The sequence below is a fragment of the Halopiger aswanensis genome, assembly GCF_003610195.1.
In the GTDB taxonomy this organism is placed as follows: domain Archaea; phylum Halobacteriota; class Halobacteria; order Halobacteriales; family Natrialbaceae; genus Halopiger; species Halopiger aswanensis.
Genome location: NZ_RAPO01000001.1, coordinates 532,532 through 558,122 on the forward strand (window position 1 = coordinate 532,532; position 25,591 = coordinate 558,122).

Here is a 25,591-nt window from a genome sequence, read left to right on the forward strand (position 1 = left end):
GCGACTAGTAGCGCGTCGTCGTTGCTATCCCGCATGGACAGCGCGTCGATCACGCTCCGTCCGATCGGCGAGCGAGGAGGTGCCCGCGACCCTGACCTCGCGTACGTCGAATCCCTGCTCGAGGCCACTAACCTCCCGAACGATGATGTCCGCGAGAAGCCGGAGGCGTTCTACATCGCTTCCGACGGCGACGAGCGGGTCGGAATCGGCGGCCTCGAGCAATACGGCGGCGACGGACTCCTTCGGTCGCTCGTCGTCGAATCGGGAGCGCGGTCGAACGGCTACGGAACGGCGATCTGCGACGCACTTGAGGAGGCCGCTCGAGCCGACGGCATCGAGCGGCTGTACTTGCTGACGACGACCGCGGCCGAGTTCTTCGCGGATCGTGGCTACGAACGGATCGACCGATCTGACGCGCCGCCGGCGATCCGCCGGACCGACCAGTTCGCCGACCTCTGTCCGGCGACCGCAACCTGTCTGCGACGGTCGCTGTAGTACTCGAGCGTAACGGTCAGCAGTGAACGAGCGCGGACGTGGAACGCAGCGTTAGCGTTGGCACTGGTCGACTCCGTGTCCCGTAAAAAACGAAATTGTCGTCGCGTTCGGTATCGCGATTAGTCGCCCGTAGCGACGTCTTCCTCGTCGACGTCGACTGCGGTCGCTTCCTCTTCGGCGACTTCCTCGGGGTGTGCCTCGAGGGTCGTCTTCTGGATCTCGACGCGGCGCAGTGGGTAGATCGTCTTGGCCTCGCCGTAGATGCCCGAGGAGAGCCGTCCCTCGACGATGCTGCTGATGAGCTCCTCGAAGGTCCGCTCGGCGGCGGCCTCCTCGACCATCTCGACCATCTGCTCGCGGATGGCCTTTTCCTGGCTCGCGTCGGCCTTCTTGGTCGTGAAGGCGACGGGCTGGACCTGCACGCGGTAGTCGTCCGTCGTGAGGACGGTGACGTAGGCCTCGATCTTCGAGGCACCGCGGCGGACGAGCGAGCGCAGGTAGTCCCGGGTCAGGGAGTGCTCCTGGAACTCGGTGTAGGCCGAGTCGCTGCCGACGTCCGTGATCTTGAAGGTCAGCTTGGTGTTGTTCTCGCTGGCGTTGTTGTTGAGTTCGCCGAGCGTCGTTTCGATGGTTCGGTCGTAGACCTTTTCCGGTTCGTCAGCGGGGGTTTCGCCGAGCTCCTGCCGGTCGAACTGCTCCGGCGCGAGCACGGTGTACCACCGCTTCTCCTGTTTCGCGCGTGAAACTGAGCGTTCACTCATTGGTATCTGTGTGGTTGTGTTCTTGGTCGGACGCTGTCCCGCGTCCGTCGGTTGTGCGTGCTGTCCGTCGTGCGCCGTCGACGATCTCGGTCGCAACCTCGAGGTTGACCACGTAGTCGTCGACCGTCGAATGGAGTCCGCCGGTCGTCTCGCGTTCGATCCGCGTGACGACCGCGCCGGACTCGTCGTCGACCGTCGTCGTCATCTCGTCGGTGTTGTCCGGACGCAGCGCCCGCGCGACGAGTTCGGGGTCGTCGTGGGTCGTCCGGATCGTCGCTCGCCGACTCATAGTAGCTCCCTCACTGGCGCGATGATCGTCGACTCGTCGATGTCCGCATTTGCGTCCTCGTCCGCGTCCGCGTCGTACCGCAGGTAGCCGCGCCGCCGCCCGACGTCGTACGCGGTCTCGCACGCGAGCTCTCGAGCGACGCCCTCGACCGCCGGACCCAGCGACTCGTCGTCGCGGGTTGCCAGCGCCGCCTCGCCGTCGCCGACGACGAGGACGGTCGGCTCCGGCGACCGATAGGCCGCGGCGATTTGTGCGACGCCGTCGACGGGGCCGTCGTCGATACCGACGACGAAGAGCCCGTCGTAGCGGCCGGTCGAGGCGCCCTCGAGCGCGCGATGTGCGCGTCGGCCGTACTCGCGCCAAGCGGACAGGGCCGACTCGTGGACGTCGTGGCCCATCGCGAGCGCAGCGCCGGTGCCCGGCTCCGTGCGGGCGGTCGCCTCGAGCACGTCGGCGTAGCCGCCGATCGTCTCGAACGGCGCGTCGGCCCCGGGGGTCGCGTACGGCCGGAGCGCGCGCTGGATCGACTCCGCGGCGACCTCTGCGGCCGCGTCGGCGCTGACCGCCTCGAGAGCGACCAGTGAGGCAATCGTGCGGTGGTCGTCGTTCTCGAGCGACGCGTCGAGATCGACCGCGTCCGCGAGCGCGTCGCGGGCCGCATCGGCGTCGCCGGACCACGGCCCGCGGAGCCGCGTCGAGTGGGCGACGCCGTCAACCGGATCCGCCGTCGGCACCGCAAGCCCCGGTCGACGGTCGACCAGGCCGCGCTCCTGGGCCGTCTCGAGGACCCACTCGCTTTCGCCCGCTCCCGGCTCGAGGCCGGCGGCCGCGAGGCCGGCCAGCGCGAGTACGAGGTCGGGCGTCGCACCGAGATCGCGGACGTGATCGACGGCCGCGAGCGTCGCGGGTCGATCGTCCGCGTCGAGTCGGGTCACCGTGGCGGTCGCGTCGGCCTTGGCGTCGATATCGGCGGCACCGATAACGAGCGTCAGATCTCGCTCGTCGCCGGCCGCCACTTCGGCGCGCGCGGTTCGGTCCGCGATCGTCCGGCCGACGGTGAGCTGGAACGGCGTTCCGCGGTCGGCCAACGCCTGCGCGACGAGACCGCTCGCCGCGAGCGCGTCGCCGTCGGCTCGGGCGACGAGCCGAACGAAGCTCGCGCTCTCGAGGGCGGCGCGGGCGTCTGCGTCTGCGGACCGACCGTCTGCGGACATTGAATTGACTATGACTATCGATTACTCCTCGTCGATGAGGTCCTTCGCAACGTCGTAGGAGTACGTAAAGTCCGGCTCGAGCTCGTCACCGCGGTAGTAGTCGACGAGACGGCGGACCTTCGACTCCGTGTTCTGCAGGGCGCGCTTGTTCTGGTAGTCCTGCGGGTTCTGCTGGACGTGCTCGCGCAGGCGCACGGCGCGCTCCATCAGGTTGTACAGGTCCTCGGGGATGTCCGACGTAGCGTCGTTCTCCTCGAGGATCTCGGTGACCTTCTTCCCGGTCGCCAGCTTGACGTCCGGGATGGGCGTGCCGGTGACGCCTTCGTCACGCAGCTTCATCCCGATCTGACTCGGGTCGTAGCCCTGCTCTGCTAGTTCGACGACGCGGTCTTCGATGTCCTCCGCGTCGACGTCGCTCCACTCCGGAGGTTCGTCTGCCGCCGGCTTGTCCGAACCGGACGAGCCGCGACGGCGGGTGTGCATTCGTGCCATTGTTCGAGGATAGGAACCGCACTGACCGCACGATGACGCGACAGTCGCGGATACGGCTCGACGACTGTCGGTGCACTTCCGCAATCCCAAGTCGCCCCGAATAGCGGGCGACGCAGTCAGATTTGCGGCCGTGCGCTTCCCACCGTCGCTTTCGCCGGGACGAACTAAAGCGTTTCTAGGTCAGCACGCGCAGCGGACCGTGCCAGTGATTGACTCCACGACCTCGAGAATTTCGAGGGGTTTATCTATCCGTCCGGAATACTATGGAATGCGAACGAGGGCTCGTAGATCAGAGGTAGATCACTCCCTTGGCATGGGAGAGGCCCCGGGTTCAAATCCCGGCGAGTCCACTACCGTTTCTTCGTTGTGCTCAGGGATCTACATCGGAAAGAGTAGCGTAACTCGGGCCGCGTTTCTGCCAGCTAATTTCCTGTAGTCTACTCGAGCGCGTTTCGCCTCAGTGAACCGTTCAACCGATTACGCGGCCGATATCGCGAGTGATAGTCGCTGTCAATGAACTGACTCGAGCCCCCACAAAGAACCCCTGAACAGATCAGGCAAAGGGCTACGCGGATCGACGGCACAGGTACGGATGACCTGCCTTCGGTTCGTTCCCGACCCTGTCGAGGGCAGGTCGAAGCGCAGTCACCGCTGAGCGATCCGTCCACTGGGGGCGCGGGCCGCGCGCAATACCCCTTTCCCGCTCGATGTCCGCACGCCGCACGTAGGAGAGCGACCGCCGTCGGACGGCGCGAGTGCGTCAACTCTCGTTCTCCTCCGTCTCGTTTTCTTGGGCGCTCGTTTCGTTGTCCGTCGCTGCGTCCGTGCCGTTTTCCACGATGCTGCTTTCGTTTTCGTCCTCCGTAGCGTTTCTCTCCGTCGACGCTTCGCTCTCGGAGTCGTTCTCGCCGGACTCGTTCTCCGTCGTCGGATCGTCTTCCGGATCCTCGCCTTCCGGTTGGGCGGGCTCCTCCGGGGTTTCCTCGACGTCGGTGTTTTCGGGCTCGTTCTCATCGTCCTGGGAACAGCCCGCGAGCGCAGTCATCGAGCCGGCTGTGGCCAGCCCGAACAGCCGGAGCGTCCGGCGACGACCCAGCGGCGAGCGGTCCGTCTCGAGTGGCTCGTCGGTCATGTGGTAGTGACACTCGAGTGTCGGGGATAGCCCCTGTGCTTGCGAGGGGCTCGAGGCGCGACGGCAGGGCCGTGCGCTCAGAGCAGCAGCGAGACGACGGCAAGCACGAGGAAGACCAACACGAGCCACTTCCCGACGGCCATCGAGAGTCCGGCGACGTTGCCCGCACCGAGTGCGCCGGCGATGATCGCGATTACGAAGAACATGAGTGCAAGTTCTAACATATCCGTTTAATCGAGTGGAGAACTGAAACCGATTCGGCCTGAACATGCCGCCGTAGCTGCGTGCAGCGGCTGTATCGAGTTCAGGCCGGATGACCTCTCGACGGCAGCGACTGTCGTTCGCAGGACGGAGACGGGGATCGACACGGCAGCGAGGTCTCGCCAGCGATCGAGGGTCCCTGATCGGCTCTCGATACTCGAGACGGACTCGAGTCGCCGATCGGCGAGCCGACAGCGCGTGCCGCCGCAGATTGACTCGAGCGAGGTGTTACTGGGAGTTGCCAATGCGCGCCGCTGCTCGAGGAGTCGACGTAGAAACGAACGTGAAAAGGGAGACGCACGCGAGCGATGGGTGCCCGATCGAACGCGTCGCCCGCGATCGGTACCGGTTCCGGTTCCAGTTTCGAGGTTCCGGTTTTCGGATCCGGATCGTGCCGGTCCGAGTTTGGTCTGGGTTTGGGTCCCGGTTTGGACTCGAGTTCGAGTTGGGTTCGAGTCGGAAAGCAGCCTACTCGTTGAGATGCGACCGGTAGCCCTTCGGTTCGAAGCCTCGCCGACAGATGACGCGCTTTCGCCCGACCGTGATCGCGCTGATCTGGTTGTCGTCCTCCATGCGGTCGATGACGTCGGCGAGTCGGTCCTCGGACCAGCCGGTTTCCTCGCGCACGGTCGATTGATCGACGCGCCCGCCGCGTTTGACGAGCAATCGGAGGATCTTGTCCTCGTCCTGGAGGTCGTGCTCGTCGACGCCGTACTCGATTTCTTCGGCGTAACTCAGCGTTTCGTCCTCGGGTGATTCGTCGGTCGATGCCTCGTCCGTCGTTGTGGACTCGTTCGGTGTCTCGTCGGTCGATTCGGTCGACCAGAGCGACGAGAGGCGAGCCCGGAGTGCACTCAGTACCATGTGTCTACCCTCGATTGTCCGTACAGGAGCCTGAACACGCAGTTACATTGATCTTCTGTCTTATCGGTTATATTTCTGCTGCCGGCAGGTGGTGACAGGCCGTCCGCATCTCGAGTTGTCAGGCCCCGTTGCGAAGGTCGATTACCTTGCAACCTGCAAGGTCGCTATCTCCTCGATTGCCCGATAGATACCGGCAGCAACGCCGACGGTTACAGCTGATCCCGGACCCGTCTGACGATTTCGTCGACGTCGTACTCGTCTTCACTCTTATCGAAGATGACAGTATCGTCGACGCGGACGACGAAGACGCCGTCGGCACCCGTCGCGAGCGTGACCGCATCGAGTTGCTCGCCGAACGTCGACAGCAGGGCGTGCTGGACGTCTTCCGCTCGTGACAAGAATCCACACGGAACGCAGTATTCGATCTCGACCGTCGGCATGCGCGACTGTTCACCGTCGGCGTACATATCCCTCGGGGTTGCAGCGAACGACGTAGCGTCGCGGGCCGCGAGCGGCGCTTACTGGACGAACTCCGGGACGCCGACCGACTCGGCGTAGCGATCCGCGAGGTCCTCGAGCGTCTCGTGGTGGTTCGTCGAGTGGGGCGCGGTCAGCGGCGAGACGCTGATCCGGCCCTCGGCGACGGCGCGGCGGTCGGTGCCCTCAGGATCGGGGATTTCGTCGGGGTCCATCGACTCCCAGACTCGATCGTGGAGGTGGACGCGCTCGCCGTCGCGCTCGGCGTCCATCTCGTAGCGCTGGGAGGGGCGGGTGATCTCGACCGGCGCCGGCTCGCCGTCGGGATCCGCAACCGGGACGTTGACGTTGAGATACGCCGCGTGCTCGAAGACGTCGGTCTCGAGGGTGTGTTCGGCGAGGAACGAGGTAATTCGGGTCGCCTCGGCGTAGTCGTCCACCGAAAGGTCGACCGCCTCGAGCGAGGCGCCGTCGACGGGGACGTACATCGAGGTCGCGATCGCGGGCACGTCGAAGAAGGCGGCCTCGACGGCGGCGCTGATCGTCCCCGAGCGGCCGAGGACGTACTCGCCTAAGTTCGCGCCCTTGTTACAGCCCGCGACGACGAGGTCGGGGAACGGCCCGAGTTCCGCGAGGCCGGCGACGACGCAGTCGGCGGGCGTCCCGTGGACCGCGTAGCCGAGTTCGTGCTCGCTGACGTCGACCTCGTGGGAGATCGACCGCCCGCAGGCGCTCTGGTCGTCGGCGGGGGCGACGACCGTGACGTTCGCGTATTCCGAGAGCGCGTCGTATAACGCGTACAGCCCGGTACTGTCGATCCCGTCGTCGTTGGTCAGCAGGATCTCGAGGGCGTCGCTCATACCGTGTGGGTCGGAGGCCGGCGCGAAAAGCCCACCGTTTTGCGGCATTTTATCATAGCGGTACGACGGTACGTGTCGCGCCCGTCGTTCATTGCTTCGGATCAGAAGTGATGGGATCACTACGAAAGCCCCTGTCGCTCTCGGTGGCTGCGACTCGCTTCGGTCCTCGTTACACTGCGGTCCTTGCATCGTCTCGCCGACCGAGAGCGACAGCCCCTTTCATTCCCGCCCGTGTCGCCTGACCGGCAAGCCACCGCTGGGTGGGAATGAAAGGGGCTGCCGCCATCCGGGAAGACGGACGACGTAAGCACGCGAGCGTAGCGAGCGCGCGCAGCGAGGTCTTCGCGAACGAAGTGAGCGAAGGGCAGCGAGACGCTTCGCGTCTCGCCAGGCCCTCGACCGGATGGCGGCAGGGGCTTTCGTAGTATTCGAATCTGCCGTTCAACCCGGAGATACGGAGATAGTAGCAGAAACAGTTCGATCGATCCGGAGCAGCGCTCGAGATGGACCTCAGGTAATTCGATCGACGACGGTCTCCTCGTCGACGACCAGATTGTAGGCCGCCTCGTCGTCGTTCCAGAGCGCGAGGATCGATTCGAACGACAACACGTCGCCGTAGTCGGCCTCGAGCAGCGGCCGGTTGAGCGCGGTTTCCTTCGTGAGGACCGCGTAGTGGTCGACCTGCTCGCTGCCGTCGCTGATCTTGAACAGGGGGTTCGAGCGGCCGCTGTGGCGGCCGTCGCCGTCATTGTCGCTCAGCGAGCGGCTGAGTTTGGCCGCGACGAGGTCGATTCGGTTGGTGACGTGGCGCTCCATGTCGGCCATCTTCGCCCAGTCGCTGGTCTCGAGCGCGATGTCGATCCGGCGTTGGCCGTCCAGCCGCAGCAGCGAGTAGGAGAACTGGACGTCGACGTTGACGAACTCGCCGGGGGCGTGCTCGGCGTCGCCCTCGGGCGTCGCCTCGTCGAGTTTGCGCTGGAAGGACGGCACCTCGAGGTCGGGCCGGACGTCGAACGACCAGCCGCGGTCGGCGGGGCGCTCGTCGGGCCAGAGGCGGACGGCGGGGCTGTAGACGGTGACGGTGCCGCGGCGGTTGCGAGCGCGGTCGGCGGTTTCGCCATCTCCGCGCTCGCCGTCGCCACCGTCCCCGCCGTCGCTATCCTCGAGCGCCTCGAACACGTCTCGATCCAGCAGCCGTTCGTCCTCGAGGGCTCGTTCTACCTCGCGCAGTTGGACGCTCGTGTTCTTGTCCGCGGGGGCCATCGCGAGCGCGGTGCCGTCGGGGGCGAGCCACTCGAGGGCGTCCCGCAGCACGGCTTCGGGGTCCTGCAGTTCGCTCAGGACGTTGCAGGCGAGCACGAGGTCGAAGCCGTCGTCGGGTGCGGTGGGGTCGAAGGTGTCATCCCCGCCGTCGCCGTCCCCCGACACCGCCGCCGGATCGAACGCCTCGGCCGTCGTTCGATGAATCGTCGTGTGCACGTTCCGACCCGTCTCTCCCAGCAACTCCTCGAGCACGTCCGCGGCCGCGCTGGGCTCGATCGCGTGGTATTCGACCAGCGCGTCGTCGGGTAGGTAGTCGCAGAGTCCCAGCGCGGGGCCGCCGACGCCGGCGCCGATGTCGAGCACGCGCAGGTCGCGCCCGAGCAGGCCGCGCTCGGCCAGCTCCGTCAGCGCGTACTGGACGGCCGCGTAGTAGGCCGGCAGGTGGTAGATCGCGTAGCCCGCCGCGACGTCGTCGTCGTACTCGACGCGGCGGCCCTCGAGGTAGCGGGACTTGAACCGCCGAATCGTCGATCGCAGCAGGTCGCCGGCCCCGTCCTGGTGCCAGTTGACGCCGTAGCGCTCGACGAGCAGGTCCTCGAGCGCCGTCTCGTAGTCGGCGGGGAACGCCCGCACCGGCCCCCGGCTGGGGGGAACGGGCTCGTCCTCGACGGGGACGAAGGTGCCGTCGTCGCGCTCGACCAGACCGAGGTCGACGGCGTCCTCCCGGAGATGCTGGCGGACGACGGCCGGATGGGGGTTCCCCGCGACGTACTCGCAGATCTCGTCGGGGTCGATCGGCCGGACGTTGCGCAGGTACTTCGCGTTCGATCGGATCGCCTCCCGTTGCTCGCTCATGTAGAATCACCGCCGTTGTCGCTGGTCGCCGTCGTCCGTGCGTCGGCGTCGCCGTTCTGCGCTCGATCCTGTGTCTGCCAGGTCGCCGCCGCCTCCCGGTACAGCGATTCGAACTCGTCGGGATCGGCCGCGGCGATCGAGGCGGCGGCCTCGGCAACTGCATCGGCGCCGTCGAAGGCGGTCTGGATGTCGGCGTAGACCCGCGGCGTCCCCTCGGTCATCTGCTCGGTCAGCGTCGCCAGCCCCTCGTAGATCGGCGTCTCGAATCCCTCGGGGACCGGCTCGGCCGCGAGCGCGAACGAAAGCACCGCGGCGTGGGTCGCCGCCTGCACCGTCTCCATGGCCTCGTCGTGCTCGCTCGCCGTCGTCTCGATGAGTTCGTTTCCGCGCTCCTCGAGTCCGGCGAGCACCTCATCGACCGTCGGTCCGCCGGCGTCGCGGACGACGGCGATCGAACCCGGCGCGCGTTCGGGTGCGAACAGCGGGTGCAGGCTGGCGCGCTCGAGGTCGGGCGCGTGTTCGGCCATCGCCTCGAGTGCGGGTTCCATCACGCCCGAGACGTCGACGACGGCCCGCTCGGCGCGGCTCGCGTGGGTCGCGATCGCGTCGGTGACGTGGGCCATCGGGACGGCGAGACAGACGACGTCGTAGTCGTCGCTCGCGTCCGCCCCGTCGGGCGCGAGCGGGGCGACCTCGGCGCCCTCGACGGCGTCGGCGGCCGCCGCTGCGGCGTCGGGATCGACGTCGGCGAACGCGACGGCGGCGTCGACCGCGCGTCCGAACCAGGCGCCCATCGATCCCGCGCCGACGATCAGTACGTCCATCGCCCGGTGCTACCGCCCGGGGTCGCAAAAGGCGTTCGATCGATTTCCTCATTTCCTCGCCCGTCACGCGAGTTACCGTCCGGTTCGAATCCGACCCCGAACATGTTGGATGTTGGCACGCACCAAACCATAAGCCGACCGTCCGCGTACTGGGGGTATGGGATCGACCGAACGACCGACGTTTTCGTCCGACGCCAACCGACGGCTCTACGAGTACGTCGAACGCCACGGCACCGTCGAGCGCCACAAGCTTCGGGAGTACGTCTCAGTGTCGGCCGACGAGTTCGCATCGCGGCTCGAGGAGCTGAAGGCGGACGGCTATCTCGAGGAGGACGGCGGGACGCTTCGGATCGGGTTCGAGTTCGGGGCGGTCGCGGAGTACGAAACCGACGACCTCGCGTTCGCGATTCGGCCGGGGCGCCACGACGATTTCGACGGCCTCATCGAGACCATCCGAGACGTGACCGACACGGAGACCTACGTCGTCGCGGAGACGGTCGCCGAAGAACTGCTCTACGAGAACGCCGTCACCAGGCACAACGCGGTCCGCTCGCGGGTGTTTTTCGTCGCGACGGTCGAGGGCGACGTCGTCGGCTGGACCCACCTCGAGCTTCCGCAGGTCGAGCGCCTGCGGGGGACCGCCCAGCAGACCGTCGGGGTTCGCGAGGCCTTCCGCGGGCACGGCATCGGCAGCAAACTGCTCGAGCGCGGCGTCGAGTGGGCCGACGCCAACGGCTACCGGAAGGTCTACAACAGCGTTCCGGTCACCAACGACCGCGCGCTCGAGTTCCTGACCGACCACGGCTGGGACACCGAGGCGATCCGTCGGAACCACTACGCGATCGACGACGAACTGGTCGACGAGGTGATGATGGCGCGCGAGCTGTAGCCGGTTCCGCCAGTCGTCGCTGTAAGCGGTGCTGAACGCCGCCACTCGCTCGCGGCTCGATTACTCGTCGGTCGGATTCCGTCCCAAAATACTGTTTCCTGTATGCGGTCGACAACAATAAGATCTGGACTCCGTCTCCGATTATGATACGGTTTCCGGAGCTACATATACATATACCGTGTACTGATACGTATGTCGAGCGACCTCGACGACGTCGACCGGGGGATCCTCTTTCTCCTGCAGGACGATGCCAGAAACACGACCGCGATCGAGATGGCCGAACGACTCGACGTCTCGCCCAGCACCGTCCGAAACCGAATCGAACGGCTCGAGGAGACCGGCGTCCTCACCGGCTACCACCCGCAGATCGACTACACCCGACTCGATATTCCGCTGTTGACTACGTTCGTCGTGACAGCGGCCCCGACGCAGCGACACGAGGCCGTCGAGGCGCTGCTCGAGGTCGAGGGGGTCCTCGAGGTCCAGGAGTTGCTCGGCGGCCGGGAGAACATCCACGTCAAGGTCCTCGCGCGGGACAACTGCCACCTCTCGGAAATCACGCAGTCGATCCACGAGTTAGACGTCGAGATCGAGCGGACCGAAATCGCGAAACAGCGGCGAACGGGGTCCCCGTCGATCTTCGAAACTGCGCTCGAGTCGGTTCGTCGCGATGGGGACAACTGAGCACCGTCGACCGTCGTTATACTAGACGGCTCCGTTCAGTTATTTTCGGACGTTATCCGCGTACCGTTTTGATTTCCGCAGTTGGGTCGGCATTAGTTCCGCAATTCGCAATCTGTCTATTCGCTGTAAGACAACACCTATACCCGGTATCGGAGTACCGTACGATATGTCGTCTCCTCATTCGCGGACGATCCGTCATCGCATCGGCAGTCGCGACGACCGATCGGCCGATTCAGTTGCAGTCTACAGCCGGCGGTACCGTCGGTCCGCCAGTCGCCAAGTCCGGATCGCTACTCGACTGTCGCGAGCACAGGTGGGGTGTCGCCGCCGGCTGCGCCGGATTCGCTGGATGTACCCCGATGAGCCCTTGGTACGATCGCTCGAGAAAACCGCTACGACGCGCACGACATCGGCGACGGGCGCCCTGACACACCGGGCGGCTTCGGAACTGTGCTTCGAGTCAGCGGGGAACGAATGACTGGCGACCGCGACGGCCCCGATTGCAGTCCGGTGCCGGATGACGATCGTGCGGCGCGAATCGACGAGCTCCTTACCGCGCTCGCCGACGCCCGTCGGCGGTACGTGCTCTACTATCTGCGGGACGAGCGGCGGGCATCGCTCACCGAGACGGCCCGTCAGGTGGCGGCGTGGGACAGCGATCGCTCGCCGACCGCCGTCCGAGACGAGACCCTCGAAGACATCGAGATTCAGTTGTATCACATCCATCTGCCGATGCTGGAGGAGGCGGATATCCTCGAGTACGACGACCGGTCCGAACAACTCGTCTTTCGCGATCCGCCGTCGCTCGTCGAGTGCTGTCTCGATCAGTGTCTCGACGACGACCTCGAGGGGTGACTGCAGGTAGCCGGGCTGTGGCTGGCCGAGACCACACCCGCACGTCCGAAGTGGCGGCAACGCTCCCAACCTGTGCTGAGATACTTCCCGCACCGGGTCCGAGTATCCCACATGACCAAAATCGGTATCGTCGGCGCCGGCGCGGCCGCCGCGGCCGCAACATACGTGCTCGAGGAGACCCTGCCCGACGCGACGGTGACGGTGCTCGAGAAGTCCGGCGGCGTCTGCGGCCGCGCGGCGACGAGACGCCGCGACGACATCGTCTACGATTACGGCGCGAACTACGTCAAAGACGACGACGAGCGCGTCACCGATCTGCTGACGACAACCCTCGGGACCGACGGATTGGTCGATATCACCGATCCCGTCTGGACCTTCGATCGCGACGGCGACGTCTCGGAAGGGCGCGACGCCGACGAGCACAAGTGGACGTATCGGGCGGGACTGACCCAGATCGCCAAGCGACTGTTCGCTCGCACGGACGCCGACGTCCACCGCAGGACGCGGGTCGAACGGTTGATCCGCGATGCCGGCGGCGATGAAAACAGTGACGAAGCGGCCGGCTGGCGCCTCGAGGACGCCGACGGCGAGGAGTGGGGCCCCTTCGATACGCTCCTCCTGAACCCGCCGGCCCCCCAGACCGCCGATCTCCTGCGGTCGGCCGAGTGGGACGCCGACGAACTCCGCGAGACGCTCGTCGACGCCATCTCGGGGGTTCCCTACCGGACGATCTGGACCGCCGTCCTCCACTACCCGTTCGAACTCGAGCACCCCTACTACGCGCTGGTCAACACGGACAAAGAGCACGAGGTCGGCTGGATCGCCCGCGAAGAGTGCAAGCCGGGCCACGTCCCCGACGGCGAGTCGCTACTGATCGTCCAGGCCAACCACGAGTGGTCGGTCCAGCACTACGACGACCCGCCCGAGGACAACTGCGCGGCACTCGCCCGGATCGCCGCGGACGTACTCGACGACGAGCGGCTGACCGATCCCGACTGGACCGACCACCAGGGCTGGCGCTACGCGCTGCCCGAGGACGGCGTCCCGACCGGCCCGCTCCGGAGCGCGGAGGCCGAGGGACTGTACTGTCTCGGCGACTGGGTCGCCGGCGAGGGACGGCTCCATGCCGCGCTTCGATCCGGCCTCGAGGTCGGCGAGCGGATCGCGCTCGAGCGGTAGCGCGAAGTGTAATCGCAACAGGGGGGACGGAGAAGCTATCCGCGCAGCGCCTCGACCGGTCGGTCGTTCGCTGCCTTCCAAGCCGGATAGAGGCCACTCAGGACGCTCGCAACGACGGCGAAGCCGAAGCCGTAAATCAGATATCGCAGGCTCAGCCAGTCGAAGACGAGCATCGCGTCCCCCACGATCGTTCGGAAGATAACGAATCCGATGGCCAACGACACGAGTGCACCGATCAGGCCGCCGATCGCGCCGAGGAAACCGGCTTCGGCCAGGATCATGCGGAGCACCTCGCCGCGGCGAATGCCGACCGCCCGGAGCACGCCGATCTCGCCGCGCCGTTCGATCGTGCTCATCAGCATTACGTTGAGGATGGCCACGCTCGCGACGATCAGCGAGATCGAGCCGATGCCGAGCAGCGCGAGGTTGAGGGTGTTCATGAACGACCCGATGTTTTCCTGGGCGTACCCGTAGCTTGAGACCCTCAACTCTTCGTTCTCCTCGGTGTTGAAGCGCTCGTTGAGGGTGGCGGCGATCTCGGTCGCCGCGTCACCGTCCTCGGCCACGATTGTGACCGAGTTATAGTTTCCCTGGTCGGCCAGCGCCGCCTCCGGCAGGACGAGTTCGCCGCCTCCCGTGAGTCCGAACCCTTGATCGGACTCGATGAGGCCGCGGATGCGGTAGAGTTGTCCGTCGTACGTGACGGGATCGCCGAGATCGAGCCCCAGTTTGGTAGCCGTGCTCTCTGTGAGCAGGGCGCCCGACTGGAGCCGGTCCGGTTCCTCGCCCGCCGACACGTTGTACTGCGCGCTGGCCTGGGTCACCCCGGTGACGGAGACTATCTCTTCCTGCCCACTTCGTGATGTGAGCGTCGTCCGATTGGAGTACTCCGGTACCACGGTGGCGTCGTCGGCGATCCCGCGGATGCGTCTCACCCGATCGGCGGTGACGCCGGCTGTATCGCTATCTTCACCGGATGACACCGTCACCTCGTTCGTGAGGTCGTCAAGATTCGACGAGGCCTGTTGCTGGAGAGCCACACCGGTGATACCCAGCGACGCAATGGCAACGACGCCGATGACGATTCCCAGCGCCGCCAGCGCCGTCCGGACGCGGTTACGGCCGAGGTTGCGCCACGCCATCTGGGCGCTCGGAAACCGCCATAGCAGATCCGCGATCCCCATTACTTGATCACTCCGTCGACGAGTCGAACGGCTCGATCCGCGTAGTCAACCATCTGCTCATCGTGGGTCACCGACACGATCGCGATGTCTTCCTCCTCCTTCAGCCGCGTCATCTCCTCGAGGATCGTCCGGCCGGTGTCCTGATCTAAATTTCCCGTCGGTTCGTCCGCGAGGAGGATCTCGGGCTCGTTGATCAGCGCGCGAGCGATGGCGACCCGCTGGCGCTGGCCGCCCGAGAGCTGTTCGGGCGTGTGCTCGAGCCGGTCGCCGAGTCCGACTCGCTCGAGAAGGTCCCGGGCCCGGTCGCAGCGGTCGACCGACGTGTTCCACATCGAGGGGAGCTCGACGTTCTCGAGCGCGGTGAGCATCGGGAGCAGGTGGAAATCCTGGAAGACGAAGCCAATCCCCGAACGGCGCTCTTCCGTGAGTTCGTCAATCGTGAAGTCGGTCACCACGCGGTCGTTCAGCCGGACTGTGCCCTCCGTCGGCGTATCGAGCAGGCCGATCATGTTGAGTAACGTGCTCTTCCCCGAACCCGAGGGCCCGATGATGGTGACCATCTCCCCACGGGCGGCACTGAAGTCGATCCCCTTCAGCGCTTCGACGGTCTGCTCGCCGCTCCGATACCGCTTGACGACCCGCTCGAGTTCGATGACGCTCATGGGTTGCGCCAGCGATAGATCGTGAAGCCGCCCCCAGCGATGACGAGTACGGCGATCGCGAGCCCGATCGTGGTCAGCGGCAGTCCGCCGTCACCGCTCGTTCCACCGGGCGGTCCCCGTTCGGCGTTCGCGGCGGCCGCTTGCACGTTCGTTCCGACTGCCGACGCGCCCGCAGCGTCGATATCCACTTGCTGGGTCGTCGTCACCCGTTCGTCCTCGACGATGTACTCGATCTTGATGGGGACCGACGACATCTCGCTTTGTGCGTCCGCCGTCAGCTCGAAGGTGGCGAACTCGCTAGCGTCGACCGAGCCGACGAAGTACTCGCCGGACGGAGCCGTCGGCGAGACGCGTTCCGTGTTCTGGACACTCACGAGCACCGACTCGACGTCCGTACCGCCAATATTCGCGGCTTCACCCTGAATCGTTAGGCCGTCGACGCCCTGTGACGTTTCGGTTCCGGTCAACCGAATCTCGCCCGGAATGTCGTCGCTGAGCGTGTCCGAAAGATCACGCAACATTGAGTCCGTGTACGATCCGCCTACCGACTCGTACTCGAGCGTGAACCGCGCGGGCCGCGGCTCGAACTTATCGGGATCGAACTCAACGGTCGCACTCGAGTGAGCGGCGATGTCTCCCACGAGCGCTCGTTCGATAACTTCGCCGCCCTGAGTGACGTTCAGCGCGGCATCCTCGAGGGGCGCCGTTCCGAAGTTGTTGACGTCGACGGCGAGTACGTCTTCGCTGTTGTCGTTGCTATTGCCGTCGCCCTCGCCCTCGCCATCGCCTTCAGTCCCGGACGCGGACGACTGGACCGTCGTCGAGATGTCCCAGTCGATCACCGCCTTCGTGACCGTTACGTCCAGCGGGTAACTGACACGGTGTTCGATACCGTCGTCGTCTTCGACCGTCGCGTACACGGTCAGATCGTACTCACCCGGCTTGTCGATGGAGAGTTCGACCGGCACGTCCTGACTGTTGCCCGGCGAGATCGAACCGATTGACGTGGACGTTCGACCGTACACGTCCTCGTTGCTATAGCTGCCACGTTCTCGGATGAAGACTTCCTCGAGGGAGACCGCTTTCTCGCTGGTCTGCCGGTTTGCAACGGTGACAGTGACCGTTTCGCTGTCCCCTGCGACCAGTTGGTCGGCCGACACGGAGACTGATTCGACGGCGATATCTGGTTGGGAGCCGCTGGCTGGCGCGGCAGCCGTCGCCGACGTAGCAACGAGAATAGCAGCGAGAAGCACCGTTCTAAAACGTCTCACTGCGACTTCACCCCCGTCGCGCACGTACGATAAGCGCGCGGCGAACTCGTACCGCACGCGGACGTCTTCGCTTCCCACCACATCCGTAAACCGTCCTGAAATAGTTTTTTCACTGTCACGTTCGCGTCTCATTACTGCAGTGACTTATTTCATTTCCTGAATTAAGGGGAGAGATATTGCAATTCAGACCCAAATTCTCGTCTGTCGGACGGATGATCCCGGATCGGCGGGTTCCAGTTGGCTTCGACTGGGTACTGTTCTCGCTGACGGACACCCCACACAACATCTACCGACCGGCAGCCGTCGACCGCTTCGATTTGGGTCTAATTTTCCCGGAAGTTGGAACCAAACTCGGGAAAGAAACAGGTATTGGCAGTGGATATTCGCTCGTAAATGTCTCGCGAACCAGTATCGCGACGGCGACTCCTTCAAGGTCTCGGGGTGACGGCAACGACTGCGCTCGCGGGTTGTACGATGCCAGGCGCAAACACGGACGACAGCGGGACGAGCGCCGAGACATCGCAGTCGACGGCCAATCAATCAGATGCGAACCGGGATCCGCCGTCGAACGGGGACTACGCGTCGGTGTACGAATCGGCCGTCGACTCGGTCACCCAGATGGAAACGTCGTCCGGGCAGGGGACGGGGTTCGTCTACGACGAATCGCACCTCGTGACGAACGCCCACGTCGTCGGGGACGCGACCGAACTCGACGTCCGGTTCCGGAACGGCGAGTGGCGGTCGGGGACGGTCGTCGGCACCGACGTCTACAGCGACCTCGCCGCGGTCCGGGTCGACGAGCGGCCGGAGTACGCGACGCCCCTGCCGTTCATCGACGGCGACCCGGTCGTCGGCGAGGAAGTGCTGGTCATCGGCAATCCCTACGGGCTCGACGGCACGCTCACGACAGGCGTTGTCAGCGGCGTCAACCGGTCGCTCCCGAGTTCGCTAGGCTACGACATCCCCGACGCGGTCCAGACCGACGCCGCGGCGAACCCCGGCAACAGCGGCGGTCCGATCGTCTCGCTGGACGGGAAGGTGATCGCCGTCATCAACTCCGGCGGCGGCGACAACATCGCCTTCGGCATCTCCGCGGCGCTCGCACAGCGGGTCGTCCCCTCGCTCATCGAGAACGGCGAGTACGACCACGCGTACATGGGCGTCTCGCTCGCGACCGTGACGCCGGCTATCGCCGAGCCCAACGACCTCGAGAATCCCCGCGGCGTGATCGTCGAGCGCGTCCGGTCCGGCGGGCCGTCCGACGGCGTGCTGCAACCGAGCACCGGAACCGCAGTCGTCGACGGAACGCGGGTGCCGACGGGCGGCGATATCATCGTCGCGCTGGACGGAACTGAGATCGCTTCGCTGGAAGAACTCTCGAGCTACCTGGCGCTCGAGACGAGTCCGGACGAGACGATTTCGGTGACGGTCATCCGCGATGGACAGGAGCAATCGGTGGAACTGACCCTCGGCACGCGACCGCGGCCGCGGGTCTAACGATGGAGCGACGAATTGACGACGGACGGTCGGTTTGGACGATCGTTCGCGCCGTGGCGGACGTCAGAGGTGTCGATCCGCTCGAGTTGCCGCCGCTGGGGGAGCACTTCGATGCGGATGCGCTCGACCGGCTCCTCGCTGCCGCCGACGAGGTGATGGTCACGTTCGACTACGCGGGCTGTGCCGTGCGGGCGACGCCGACCCGAGTGACGGTCCGCCAGCAGGGGCCGCGTGTCGGGGGCCGGTGACCGCACGTCGATAGCGATCGGTGGCTGCCCGTCCTCGGGACGGCACTGTTTTGCACGTCGATCGCTCGAGCGATAGCGGAATAGACTTCCAGCAATCGAGCCAGAGCAGGGAGATGACCGCCGATACGCGACGGACGACCCGGGCTAGGTCTGGCTCTGGTAGAACAGCACGATGATCGCGAAGCCGACGAACACGTCCGGAATGAACCCGAAGGGCCCGAGGTCGCTCACCGGCGGAAAGCCGAACAGCAACTGGACGAGCGGATTCGAACTGATCGCGTACAGGACGAGCGCGAGACTCAGAACCACGAGGCTCATGCTGTACTTGTTCGGCAGGTCCCGGTAGAGCGAGACGTACGACCACGTCAGCGCGACCAGCAACACGAGGTTGAACGTCGTGATGAACAGCTCCATCCGGATCAACAGGTGGACGACCTCGAGCGTCGGCGCCCGGGCCGGGAGCGGAACGTTCGGTAGGATGACGGTGCTCAACAGCCCGAACACCGTTGCGATTCCGGTGACGAGCGCCGTTTTCGCCGGTGCACTGAGTTCGCGTATCATTGGTCGGTGGGATCAGGGTCGATATCCGCTTGCTCGACGATCTCCTCCAGGATGTCGAGGTTCTGTTCCATGCGATCCGACAAGAAGTACAGCTGACCGTAGTTGTCGCCCTGCGTCGTGACGATGTCGTTCTCCTCGAGCACCTCGAGGTGGTGCTGGACCGTCTTGTAGTTCAGATCGAGGTCCTCGGCCAACTGGTTCGTGTTCATCGGCCGCTCCTGTAGCGTCCGGACGATTCGAAGGCGGTTGTGCCCGCCCCGGGAACCGCCGATGAGCCACCACAGGAGCTGGCGCATACGAATGGACCTCGGGACAACGCGTAAAAATAGATTCCGGGATATCGATACGTTCGGTCGCCGAACCGGCGGTCGGTAGTCGAGTCTCGAGTCGACGCGGTGGCCAGCGAGAGCCAATACGACCGGGGCCGGGTTCAGGAACTCGCGTCGCGGCAGTCTACGAGCGCATCGGAGACGGCCTCGCGCAATCGATCAGCGACAGCCGGGCGTCGCTCCGGGGCGACGTTTCGCTGGAGGAAGACCGACTCGAGGAACGCGACGCCGGTGATCGCGCGATAGATCGGGTGCTGAGACTCGAGGTCAGCAGGGAGCGAGCGGACGAATTCGTAGCCGTCGCGAAACGCGCGTCGTACTGCGTCGTCGACGTCGTCGCGCATCTCGAGGTACGGAATCGCCGTTCGCCAGTAGTCGTACTCGGCCGGGGCGACGAGCGCGTGTTCGAAGTCGATGGCCGCGGTCGTCTCCCCCACCGATGCGACGTGCTCGGGATGGACGTCACCGTGACAGAGCACGGGCTCGCCGGCGCCGTCGAGCGCGTGCGGATGCGTCCGCAGAAACTGCAGGACAGCGTCCGCGGTATCTGCGTAGCCGAACTCCTCGAGGTACGCGCGATGGTAGTCGATCTTCGCCATCAGGGCGTCGACCCAGTCACTGTGGCCCTCGAGTTCGAGCCCCGAGCCGCTGTCTCGAGGCCGTCCGTAACCGTCGAACGCGCCGACTGTGTCGTCGTGTAGGGCTCCGAGCCAGGCACCGGCTGCTCGAGCCCAGTTCACGTCGAGCGTCTCGGGCGTCTGTGCGATCGTGTCGGACCATGCCGTGACGTAGTGGTCGTCGCCGACGGCAATGACGTCGGGAACCGGTGCTTCAGTGCGTTGAGCGACGTACTCGTGGACCCGTCCTTCGTCGGCGGCGTGCCCTCGCGGATGGGCGTCGCGTTTCAGGACGGCTCGACGACCATCGAGCCGAACCTCGTAGACGCGGTAGGGCGGGACGTCGTGTAACTCGCGGACGACGGTCGGCTCGTCGGCGTACGGCTTGAGCGTTGCTGCGATGCGTTCGTGTTCGGTCATGAGAGGAACTCACTACGGAGCCACCATCGCGTAGAGGGAACGGACGATGTGCCGTTAGTCGGACTCGGCGACCGGCTCGAGACCCACGCGGTAGTCGGTCAGGTTCTCGTAGCCGTCCTCGGTGACGACGACCAGATCCTCGATACGGACGCCGCCGACGTCGGGGTCGTAGATCCCCGGCTCGATCGTGACGACGTGGCCCGGCTCGAGATCGCCGCCCGACGGGGAGACGCTCGGCTGTTCGTGGATATCCAGCCCGACGCCGTGGCCGGTGCTGTGGATAAAGCCCGTCTCGGTGCTCGGGTCGCTGCGCAGCGTCTCGTAGCCGGCCTCTTCGATCACGTCGCAGGCCGCGCCGTGGACGTCCGCGCCCGTCGCGCCGGGTTCGATCGCCTCGAGGGCGGCCTCGAAGGCTTCCCGCGTTACGTCGTACCGCCGTCGGGCCTCGTCGCTCGGGTCGCCGCGAGCGAAGGTCCGGGTCATGTCGCCGAAATATCCCGTCTCCTTGTCCTTCGGGAAGATGTCGATCACGATCAGTTCGTCCGCCTCGAGCGGGCCGCTGCCCCGATCGTGGGGATCAGCGGCGTCGGCGCCGCAGGCGACGATCGTCTCGTCGAGGCTGCAGCCGTGACGCAGGAGCGTGACTTCGATCTCCTCGGCGACGAACTCGCTGGTGAGCGGCTCGCCGTCGTGGACGAGCGTGCCGTCCTCCGCGATATCGGCGGTCGCGATCAGTTCCTCGGCGCGAGCCATCGCGGCTTCGTTGGCCCGCTGGGTCTGGTGAATCTGGTCGACTTCCCAGTCGGTCTTGGTCGCGCGGATCTCCTCGACGACGCCCTCGGATTCGACCGTGACGTCGACGCCCCGGTCGCGCAGTCCGTCCGCGGTTCCCGTCGGGAAGTTCCGCGGGACGGCGACCGTCTCGACGCCCTGGTCTTCGAGGAAGGCCTCGAGCATCCGGATCTTCCCGTCGTGCGGGCCGTGTTCCGCGACGAGTTGTTGGTAGTCGTAGGCGGCGCGGCGCGTAACCGTGTCTGCGCCGCTTTCGGCGGTCGCCCGACCGTACTCGAGGCCGGAGACGAGCAGGTGGACGCCGTCGTCGGTGACGAGCGTCTGGTAGGGGTCCGGCGCCGTGAAGCCGGAGACGTACCGCTGGTCGGAGTCCGTCGCGTCGTCGTCGATGAGGTAGCCGTCCGCACCGGCCGACGCGACGGCCTCGCGGAGCGGGGACAGATCGGGATCGACGTTCATACGCGTCCGTGCGGCCGGCGGGCACATAATTTCGCGGATCGCGGAAGCCGGGATCGACGTAACCTGTTCGAGCTGTTACACGCTGCTAAACGGACATACAGACTTATCAATTTACGATCCAATCGGTCGTGTATGCGACGTCGACGGCTCCTGACGGCGGGCGCGGCCGCGCTTGCGGGATGCGTTAGCGTTCCCGGGAGCGACGCCGATGCCGACGCTGACGACCCCTCGAGCGACGCGCTCCTGCGGGAGGCCATCGAAACCCGCGCCGGGCTGACCGACCTCGCGGCGACACGCCGGGTGCAACTCGAGACGCCGACGACGTCCGCCGGTCGGACCGAGCGCGTGTTCTCGCGCCCGCCGGCCGCGAAGCGCATCGAGGTCGTCGACTCGACCGACCCGCAGGAGCCGGCGGACTCGGTCGCGGTCACCAATCGGACGGTCACCTGGGAGTACGACCCCGAGCGGAACGTCGTCGAGAAGCAGTTCCACCCCAACAAGACCGATACCGATCGGACGCGGCTCATCCTCGAGAAACTGCGCGAGTCGTACCGGCTCGAGTACGCCGGTACCGAGACCGTCGACGACCGCGAGGCCCACGCAATCGAGGCGCGGTCGCCGCTCGAGGAGACGGGCCCGGCGATCGAACTCGTCGTCGGCGACTCGGTGTACGCGATTCCGCTGGATCCCTCGACCGACCTCGAGGAACTGTCGATCAGCCGGACCGTGCTGATCGACGACGAGCACCGCTACCCGGTCGGCGAGCGAAACGTGGTTCGCGACGGCGACGACGAACTCCTCCACCGGACGGCGGTCACCTACGCGGACCTGGCGATCGACGAGGGGGTGCCCGCGGGAACGTTCACGTACGACCCGCCGGCCGACGCCGAGATCGAACGGGAGGGAACCGAGCCCGACGGCGTCTTCGACTCGCTCGAGGCGGCCGCGGACGCCGTCCCCTACGACCTGCCCGACCCGGCGGTCCCCGACTCCTTCGTCCTCGATCGGGTCACCGTCGTCGAGCGGTCCGAAAAGTTCGGCACGACCGCAACCCTGTGGTACACCGATCCCGGCGTGAACGGCCGCGAACTGTTCGTTGCCGTCCGCGAGGTCCAGCGATTCAATCCTGATTCGAGCGCGCTCGAGGAGATCGAGGCCGACGGGATGGCGGTCCCGGCCTATCATCAGGACGGGCGGCTCGAGACGATCTTCTGGACGTGCGAGGACGGGAACGGAACGTCGGGGCTGAGTTATCGGGTCGCCAGTCCCGCGATCGACGAGCGGGAACCGCTGCTCGAGATCGCGTCCTCGATCGGCTGTTCGTAACGTCGTTCGAACGCTCACTGCGGGTCGCATCTCCGCGGACGCCGCGGACGGCCAGCCGAGTCGACGCGGCTAGCCGCGCTCGACGTAGTAGACGACCACCTCGGCGCGGTGCGACTCGATGAGCGGCCCCGTCGGTAACTGAATCGCCGACTCGGCGACGACGCTCTCGCGGGATCGAATGCCGTCGCTGATCCGCGGCGGATCGGTGCCGATCGGATGCGAGACCCGAACGACGACCCGTTCCGGCTGGCGGATCGGAACCGGGTCGTCGTAGTCGACCGCGACGTCGATGAGCGCGAGGTCGTCGTACTCGGGCGACTCGAGAACGGCGACCACGTCCTCGTTGACCTCCTCCTCGTACACCCCGGTTCGGTAGGTGTCGTACGTGACGACGCCGAGAAACGCCGAGAGGACGAGGATCGTGACGGCGAAGACGACGGCGCGCTTTTGGGTAGTGACGCGCGCTTCGTCCTGCTGGAACCAGGTATCCGGCCGATAGCCCTTGTACCAGAGGACAGCGAGACTGGTGATGTTGATCGTGAGTATGTTCACGAGGACGAGGATGCCCGCGGCGACGGCGACCGACGGCAAGCCCCACGCGATGCCGATGCCGACGACGCCCAGCGGCGGCACGAGCGCGGCGGCGATCATCACGCCGACGAGCGCGGTCGACGTGCCCGCGGTGAGCGTCCACGCGCCCGCGACGCCGGCGCCGATCGCGATGGCGAGCGAGAGCAAATCGGGGGTTAACCGGCCCTCGATCTCCGAAATCTCGTAGATGTTGAGCATCGGCGAAATGAGCCCGGTCGTCCGGACAGTGAACGCGAAGAGGGCAGCGGTGGCGACGCCGGCTCCGAGCCCGATCGCCTGGAGCTTGATCCCGCGTCGAAACAGCGCGCGGTCGTTGATCACCGTGCCGACGCTCGCGCCGAGCGCCGGGCCGATCAACGGGGCGATCACCATCGATCCCACGACGACCGCCGGCGAATCGAGCAACAGGCCGGCGGTCGCGACGACCACGCTCATGATCGTCATGACGAGATACGTGTTGAACTGGGGCGTGAGATCCTTCGCGTGCGACTGCATCTCCTCGCGGGAGATACGCGCGGTGTTCTGGGCGTACCGCTTCTCGAGTTCGTCGTACCCCTCGGAGACGACGGTTTCCGCCTCGACGACCACGGTGTAGGAGTCCTCTTCGATGCCCGTCTCCCGGAGCCTATCGAGGACGGATTCGACCGCGGGCGCCGGCAACGGGAACGTGATGACGACCGAGGGCTCCTCGCGACTTTCCTCCGCGACGAGGGTGAAGTCGAGCCCCTCGTCCTCGAGCGTCTCCTCGATGGCGTCCCGCTTTTCTTCGGGAACGAGGATTTCCACGAGCCGCATGGGCGCACGTCCACGATGCCGCGGATAAACCTGGGTCCGGAGACGACAGGGGGACCCGTCCGATCGCTCCGCTCGGATCGGTATCGGTATAGGATATCCGCTCGACACCCCCACCATGAACGTCACTATCACGCCCTCGAGCCTCCGAGGGACCGCACGGGCACCGCCGTCGAAGAGCTACACGCACCGAGCGATCCTCGCCGCGGGCTACGCCGACGGGGCGACCGTCCGGGACGCCCTCTGGAGCGCGGATACGCGAGCGACCGCCCGCACAGTCGGACTGTTCGGCGGCGACGTCGACCGGCGAGAGGACGGCACCCTCGAGATCGAGGGGTTCGACGGGCGCCCCGGCGTGCCGGCGGACGTCATCGACTGCGGGAACAGCGGAACGACGATGCGGCTCGTGACCGCCGCGGCAGCGCTCGCCGACGGCACGTCGGTACTGACCGGCGACGAGTCGCTGCGCTCGCGGCCCCAAGGGCCGCTGCTCGAGGCCATTGCAGACCTCGGCGGCGAGGCCGAGAGCACCCGCGGCAACGGGCAGGCGCCGCTGGTCGTCACCGGCCCGATTTCGGGCGGCGAAGTGTCGATCCCCGGCGACGTCTCCTCGCAGTACATCACCGCCCTGCTGATGGCCGGCGCCGTCACCGAGGAGGGTATCGAAGTCAACCTCGAGACCGAACTCAAGTCCGCGCCGTACGTCGACATCACGCTCGAGTTGCTCGAGGCCTACGGCGTCGACGCCGAGCAGACCGAACAGGGGTTCGCGGTCGAGGGCGGGCAGTCCTACCGCCCTGTGGACGGCGAGTACGCCGTCCCCGGCGACTTCTCGTCGATCTCCTACCCGCTGGCCGCGGGCGCGATCGCCAGCGATGAGGGCGTCCGCATCGAGGGCGCCAACCCGAGCGCGCAGGGCGACACCGCCATCGTCGAGATCGTCGATCGGATGGGCGCCGACGTTGACTGGGACCGCAATGCGGGCACGATCGACGTCGCGGCGGGCTCGCTCGAGGGGATCGAGGTCTCCGTCGAGGACACGCCGGACCTCCTGCCGACGATCGCGACGCTGGGTGCCGCGGCGGACGGCGACACGCACATCACGAACGCCGAGCACGTCCGCTACAAGGAGACCGATCGCGTGAGCGCGATGGCCGAGGAACTCGGAAAGATGGGCGTCGAGACCACCGAGGAGCAGGATTCGCTGACCGTCCACGGCAGCGAGTCGACGCTCGAGGGCGCGACCGTCGAGGGACGGGGCGACCACCGGATCATCATGGCGCTGGCGCTCGCGGGACTCGTCGCCGACGGTGAAACGACGGTGCAAGGTGCCGACCACGTCGACGTCTCTTTCCCCGGCTTCTTCGACATGCTCGACGAGCTGGGTGCGGACCTCGAGCACAGCGAGTAGGATCGCGCTCGAACGGCAAACCGCCGCGTTACGCAGT

28 protein-coding genes and 1 tRNA gene are annotated in these 25,591 nt (G+C 66.1%); 10 read left to right on the plus strand and 19 right to left on the minus strand.

Annotation, left to right across the window (positions count from 1 at the left end; all coding sequences use genetic code 11):
* Positions 1-33 precede the first annotated feature (33 nt).
* Complete coding sequence (gene arsN2, locus ATJ93_RS02565; protein WP_120243064.1) at positions 34-495, plus strand: arsenic resistance N-acetyltransferase ArsN2; 462 nt, start codon at positions 34-36, stop codon at positions 493-495.
* Between the two features lie 119 nt (positions 496-614).
* On the opposite strand, the gene ATJ93_RS02570 is transcribed toward arsN2, so the two are convergent.
* From ATJ93_RS02570 to ATJ93_RS02585, 4 genes are read right to left on the minus strand one after another with little or no spacing between them, the layout of a single operon-like run.
* Entirely contained in the window at positions 615-1,256 is a 642-nt protein-coding gene (locus ATJ93_RS02570) for a 30S ribosomal protein S3ae (RefSeq protein WP_120243065.1), read from the minus strand.
* Positions 1,249-1,545 (minus strand): KEOPS complex subunit Pcc1, encoded by a 297-nt coding sequence (locus tag ATJ93_RS02575; protein ID WP_120243066.1) that lies wholly within the window; start codon positions 1,543-1,545, stop codon positions 1,249-1,251. The genes ATJ93_RS02570 and ATJ93_RS02575 overlap by 8 nt, the downstream gene beginning before the upstream one ends.
* A complete protein-coding gene (locus ATJ93_RS02580; RefSeq protein WP_120243067.1) occupies positions 1,542-2,759 on the minus strand; it encodes an exonuclease in 1,218 nt (405 codons plus the stop codon). The genes ATJ93_RS02575 and ATJ93_RS02580 overlap by 4 nt, the downstream gene beginning before the upstream one ends.
* A gap of 21 nt (positions 2,760-2,780) precedes the next feature.
* Positions 2,781-3,251: a 30S ribosomal protein S15 gene (locus ATJ93_RS02585; protein WP_120243068.1), complete on the minus strand. Its 471-nt coding sequence runs from the start codon at positions 3,249-3,251 to the stop codon at positions 2,781-2,783.
* 278 nt (positions 3,252-3,529) lie between these two features.
* On the opposite strand from ATJ93_RS02585, the gene ATJ93_RS02590 reads away from it, so the two are divergent.
* Positions 3,530-3,601, plus strand: a tRNA-Ala gene (locus ATJ93_RS02590).
* A 410-nt stretch (positions 3,602-4,011) separates the two neighbouring features.
* On the opposite strand, the gene ATJ93_RS02595 is transcribed toward ATJ93_RS02590, so the two are convergent.
* The 7 genes from ATJ93_RS02595 to ATJ93_RS02625 form a co-directional block, all read right to left on the minus strand.
* Complete coding sequence (locus ATJ93_RS02595; RefSeq protein WP_120243069.1) at positions 4,012-4,383, minus strand: hypothetical protein; 372 nt, start codon at positions 4,381-4,383, stop codon at positions 4,012-4,014.
* Positions 4,384-4,460: 77 nt separating this feature from the next.
* On the minus strand, positions 4,461-4,607 hold the full coding sequence (locus ATJ93_RS02600) for a DUF1328 family protein (protein ID WP_120243070.1): 147 nt from the start codon (positions 4,605-4,607) through the stop codon (positions 4,461-4,463).
* Positions 4,608-5,112: 505 nt separating this feature from the next.
* Positions 5,113-5,508 (minus strand): helix-turn-helix transcriptional regulator, encoded by a 396-nt coding sequence (locus ATJ93_RS02605; RefSeq protein WP_120243071.1) that lies wholly within the window; start codon positions 5,506-5,508, stop codon positions 5,113-5,115.
* A gap of 209 nt (positions 5,509-5,717) precedes the next feature.
* Complete coding sequence (locus tag ATJ93_RS02610; protein WP_120243898.1) at positions 5,718-5,948, minus strand: SelT/SelW/SelH family protein; 231 nt, start codon at positions 5,946-5,948, stop codon at positions 5,718-5,720.
* A 78-nt stretch (positions 5,949-6,026) separates the two neighbouring features.
* Complete coding sequence (surE, locus tag ATJ93_RS02615) at positions 6,027-6,845, minus strand: 5'/3'-nucleotidase SurE (protein WP_120243072.1); 819 nt, start codon at positions 6,843-6,845, stop codon at positions 6,027-6,029.
* A 510-nt stretch (positions 6,846-7,355) separates the two neighbouring features.
* Positions 7,356-8,963 carry a small ribosomal subunit Rsm22 family protein gene (locus ATJ93_RS02620; RefSeq protein WP_120243073.1) on the minus strand — a complete coding sequence of 536 codons (1,608 nt, stop codon included), beginning with the start codon at positions 8,961-8,963 and terminating at the stop codon, positions 7,356-7,358.
* Positions 8,960-9,787, minus strand: a complete 828-nt coding sequence (locus tag ATJ93_RS02625; protein ID WP_120243074.1) for an NAD(P)-binding domain-containing protein — start codon at positions 9,785-9,787, stop codon at positions 8,960-8,962. Before ATJ93_RS02625 ends, ATJ93_RS02620 begins: the two co-directional genes overlap by 4 nt.
* A gap of 157 nt (positions 9,788-9,944) precedes the next feature.
* Between ATJ93_RS02625 and ATJ93_RS02630 the strand changes: the two genes are divergently transcribed.
* The 4 genes from ATJ93_RS02630 to ATJ93_RS02645 all read left to right on the plus strand — a co-directional run bounded on the left by ATJ93_RS02630 (position 9,945) and on the right by ATJ93_RS02645 (position 13,394).
* Positions 9,945-10,676, plus strand: coding sequence for a GNAT family N-acetyltransferase (locus tag ATJ93_RS02630; RefSeq protein WP_120243075.1), 732 nt, complete (start codon positions 9,945-9,947; stop codon positions 10,674-10,676).
* A gap of 192 nt (positions 10,677-10,868) precedes the next feature.
* Positions 10,869-11,360 (plus strand): Lrp/AsnC family transcriptional regulator, encoded by a 492-nt coding sequence (locus tag ATJ93_RS02635; protein ID WP_120243076.1) that lies wholly within the window; start codon positions 10,869-10,871, stop codon positions 11,358-11,360.
* Positions 11,361-11,834: 474 nt separating this feature from the next.
* A complete protein-coding gene (locus ATJ93_RS02640; RefSeq protein ID WP_120243077.1) occupies positions 11,835-12,215 on the plus strand; it encodes a DUF7344 domain-containing protein in 381 nt (126 codons plus the stop codon).
* 111 nt (positions 12,216-12,326) lie between these two features.
* Positions 12,327-13,394 (plus strand): NAD(P)/FAD-dependent oxidoreductase, encoded by a 1,068-nt coding sequence (locus tag ATJ93_RS02645; protein WP_120243078.1) that lies wholly within the window; start codon positions 12,327-12,329, stop codon positions 13,392-13,394.
* 35 nt (positions 13,395-13,429) lie between these two features.
* Here ATJ93_RS02645 and ATJ93_RS02650 read toward each other — a convergent pair whose 3' ends face one another.
* Genes ATJ93_RS02650 through ATJ93_RS02660 form a run of 3 tightly spaced genes read right to left on the minus strand, consistent with a single transcriptional unit; the run spans position 13,430 to position 16,493 of the window.
* Entirely contained in the window at positions 13,430-14,578 is a 1,149-nt protein-coding gene (locus ATJ93_RS02650) for an ABC transporter permease (RefSeq protein WP_120243079.1), read from the minus strand.
* A complete protein-coding gene (locus ATJ93_RS02655; RefSeq protein WP_120243080.1) occupies positions 14,578-15,240 on the minus strand; it encodes an ABC transporter ATP-binding protein in 663 nt (220 codons plus the stop codon). The genes ATJ93_RS02650 and ATJ93_RS02655 overlap by 1 nt, the downstream gene beginning before the upstream one ends.
* The gene (locus tag ATJ93_RS02660) at positions 15,237-16,493 is read right to left on the minus strand and encodes a CARDB domain-containing protein (protein ID WP_170155502.1); all 1,257 of its coding nucleotides are present in this window, start codon (positions 16,491-16,493) and stop codon (positions 15,237-15,239) included. The genes ATJ93_RS02655 and ATJ93_RS02660 overlap by 4 nt, the downstream gene beginning before the upstream one ends.
* Positions 16,494-16,985: 492 nt before the next feature.
* On the opposite strand from ATJ93_RS02660, the gene ATJ93_RS02665 reads away from it, so the two are divergent.
* Both ATJ93_RS02665 and ATJ93_RS02670 read left to right on the plus strand, forming a co-directional pair.
* The gene (locus ATJ93_RS02665; RefSeq protein WP_342768841.1) at positions 16,986-18,008 is read left to right on the plus strand and encodes a S1C family serine protease; all 1,023 of its coding nucleotides are present in this window, start codon (positions 16,986-16,988) and stop codon (positions 18,006-18,008) included.
* Between the two features lie 2 nt (positions 18,009-18,010).
* Complete coding sequence (locus tag ATJ93_RS02670) at positions 18,011-18,256, plus strand: HalOD1 output domain-containing protein (RefSeq protein WP_120243083.1); 246 nt, start codon at positions 18,011-18,013, stop codon at positions 18,254-18,256.
* A gap of 144 nt (positions 18,257-18,400) precedes the next feature.
* On the opposite strand, the gene ATJ93_RS23985 is transcribed toward ATJ93_RS02670, so the two are convergent.
* The 4 genes from ATJ93_RS23985 to ATJ93_RS02690 all read right to left on the minus strand — a co-directional run bounded on the left by ATJ93_RS23985 (position 18,401) and on the right by ATJ93_RS02690 (position 21,434).
* Positions 18,401-18,817 (minus strand): hypothetical protein, encoded by a 417-nt coding sequence (locus ATJ93_RS23985; RefSeq protein WP_245977497.1) that lies wholly within the window; start codon positions 18,815-18,817, stop codon positions 18,401-18,403.
* Positions 18,814-19,113, minus strand: coding sequence for a winged helix-turn-helix domain-containing protein (locus ATJ93_RS02680; RefSeq protein ID WP_120243084.1), 300 nt, complete (start codon positions 19,111-19,113; stop codon positions 18,814-18,816). The genes ATJ93_RS23985 and ATJ93_RS02680 overlap by 4 nt, the downstream gene beginning before the upstream one ends.
* A gap of 134 nt (positions 19,114-19,247) precedes the next feature.
* A complete protein-coding gene (locus tag ATJ93_RS02685) occupies positions 19,248-20,183 on the minus strand; it encodes a phosphotransferase family protein (protein WP_120243085.1) in 936 nt (311 codons plus the stop codon).
* Between the two features lie 54 nt (positions 20,184-20,237).
* Complete coding sequence (locus ATJ93_RS02690) at positions 20,238-21,434, minus strand: M24 family metallopeptidase (protein ID WP_120243086.1); 1,197 nt, start codon at positions 21,432-21,434, stop codon at positions 20,238-20,240.
* A gap of 132 nt (positions 21,435-21,566) precedes the next feature.
* Between ATJ93_RS02690 and ATJ93_RS02695 the strand changes: the two genes are divergently transcribed.
* Positions 21,567-22,760: a LolA family protein gene (locus ATJ93_RS02695; protein ID WP_120243087.1), complete on the plus strand. Its 1,194-nt coding sequence runs from the start codon at positions 21,567-21,569 to the stop codon at positions 22,758-22,760.
* A gap of 69 nt (positions 22,761-22,829) precedes the next feature.
* On the opposite strand, the gene ATJ93_RS02700 is transcribed toward ATJ93_RS02695, so the two are convergent.
* Positions 22,830-24,146, minus strand: coding sequence for a TIGR00341 family protein (locus ATJ93_RS02700; protein WP_120243088.1), 1,317 nt, complete (start codon positions 24,144-24,146; stop codon positions 22,830-22,832).
* A 115-nt stretch (positions 24,147-24,261) separates the two neighbouring features.
* On the opposite strand from ATJ93_RS02700, the gene aroA reads away from it, so the two are divergent.
* A complete protein-coding gene (aroA, locus tag ATJ93_RS02705; protein WP_120243089.1) occupies positions 24,262-25,554 on the plus strand; it encodes a 3-phosphoshikimate 1-carboxyvinyltransferase in 1,293 nt (430 codons plus the stop codon).
* Positions 25,555-25,591: the final 37 nt, after the last annotated feature.

Coding starts and splice junctions, on each gene's coding strand:
- ATJ93_RS02665 (WP_342768841.1), top strand. CDS start 16,986: ATGCCAGGCGCAAACACGGACGACAGCGGGACGAGCGCCGAGACATCG.
- ATJ93_RS02570 (WP_120243065.1), bottom strand. CDS start 1,256: ATGAGTGAACGCTCAGTTTCACGCGCGAAACAGGAGAAGCGGTGGTAC.
- ATJ93_RS02695 (WP_120243087.1), top strand. CDS start 21,567: ATGCGACGTCGACGGCTCCTGACGGCGGGCGCGGCCGCGCTTGCGGGA.
- ATJ93_RS02605 (WP_120243071.1), bottom strand. CDS start 5,508: ATGGTACTGAGTGCACTCCGGGCTCGCCTCTCGTCGCTCTGGTCGACC.
- ATJ93_RS02670 (WP_120243083.1), top strand. CDS start 18,011: ATGGAGCGACGAATTGACGACGGACGGTCGGTTTGGACGATCGTTCGC.
- ATJ93_RS02645 (WP_120243078.1), top strand. CDS start 12,327: ATGACCAAAATCGGTATCGTCGGCGCCGGCGCGGCCGCCGCGGCCGCA.
- ATJ93_RS02690 (WP_120243086.1), bottom strand. CDS start 21,434: ATGAACGTCGATCCCGATCTGTCCCCGCTCCGCGAGGCCGTCGCGTCG.
- aroA (WP_120243089.1), top strand. CDS start 24,262: ATGAACGTCACTATCACGCCCTCGAGCCTCCGAGGGACCGCACGGGCA.
- arsN2 (WP_120243064.1), top strand. CDS start 34: ATGGACAGCGCGTCGATCACGCTCCGTCCGATCGGCGAGCGAGGAGGT.
- ATJ93_RS02640 (WP_120243077.1), top strand. CDS start 11,835: ATGACTGGCGACCGCGACGGCCCCGATTGCAGTCCGGTGCCGGATGAC.
- ATJ93_RS02685 (WP_120243085.1), bottom strand. CDS start 20,183: ATGACCGAACACGAACGCATCGCAGCAACGCTCAAGCCGTACGCCGAC.
- ATJ93_RS02680 (WP_120243084.1), bottom strand. CDS start 19,113: ATGCGCCAGCTCCTGTGGTGGCTCATCGGCGGTTCCCGGGGCGGGCAC.
- ATJ93_RS02585 (WP_120243068.1), bottom strand. CDS start 3,251: ATGGCACGAATGCACACCCGCCGTCGCGGCTCGTCCGGTTCGGACAAG.
- ATJ93_RS02625 (WP_120243074.1), bottom strand. CDS start 9,787: ATGGACGTACTGATCGTCGGCGCGGGATCGATGGGCGCCTGGTTCGGA.
- ATJ93_RS02635 (WP_120243076.1), top strand. CDS start 10,869: ATGTCGAGCGACCTCGACGACGTCGACCGGGGGATCCTCTTTCTCCTG.
- ATJ93_RS02595 (WP_120243069.1), bottom strand. CDS start 4,383: ATGACCGACGAGCCACTCGAGACGGACCGCTCGCCGCTGGGTCGTCGC.
- ATJ93_RS02610 (WP_120243898.1), bottom strand. CDS start 5,948: ATGCCGACGGTCGAGATCGAATACTGCGTTCCGTGTGGATTCTTGTCA.
- ATJ93_RS02650 (WP_120243079.1), bottom strand. CDS start 14,578: ATGGGGATCGCGGATCTGCTATGGCGGTTTCCGAGCGCCCAGATGGCG.
- ATJ93_RS02630 (WP_120243075.1), top strand. CDS start 9,945: ATGGGATCGACCGAACGACCGACGTTTTCGTCCGACGCCAACCGACGG.
- ATJ93_RS02600 (WP_120243070.1), bottom strand. CDS start 4,607: ATGTTAGAACTTGCACTCATGTTCTTCGTAATCGCGATCATCGCCGGC.
- ATJ93_RS23985 (WP_245977497.1), bottom strand. CDS start 18,817: ATGATACGCGAACTCAGTGCACCGGCGAAAACGGCGCTCGTCACCGGA.
- ATJ93_RS02580 (WP_120243067.1), bottom strand. CDS start 2,759: ATGTCCGCAGACGGTCGGTCCGCAGACGCAGACGCCCGCGCCGCCCTC.
- surE (WP_120243072.1), bottom strand. CDS start 6,845: ATGAGCGACGCCCTCGAGATCCTGCTGACCAACGACGACGGGATCGAC.
- ATJ93_RS02575 (WP_120243066.1), bottom strand. CDS start 1,545: ATGAGTCGGCGAGCGACGATCCGGACGACCCACGACGACCCCGAACTC.
- ATJ93_RS02620 (WP_120243073.1), bottom strand. CDS start 8,963: ATGAGCGAGCAACGGGAGGCGATCCGATCGAACGCGAAGTACCTGCGC.
- ATJ93_RS02700 (WP_120243088.1), bottom strand. CDS start 24,146: ATGCGGCTCGTGGAAATCCTCGTTCCCGAAGAAAAGCGGGACGCCATC.
- ATJ93_RS02655 (WP_120243080.1), bottom strand. CDS start 15,240: ATGAGCGTCATCGAACTCGAGCGGGTCGTCAAGCGGTATCGGAGCGGC.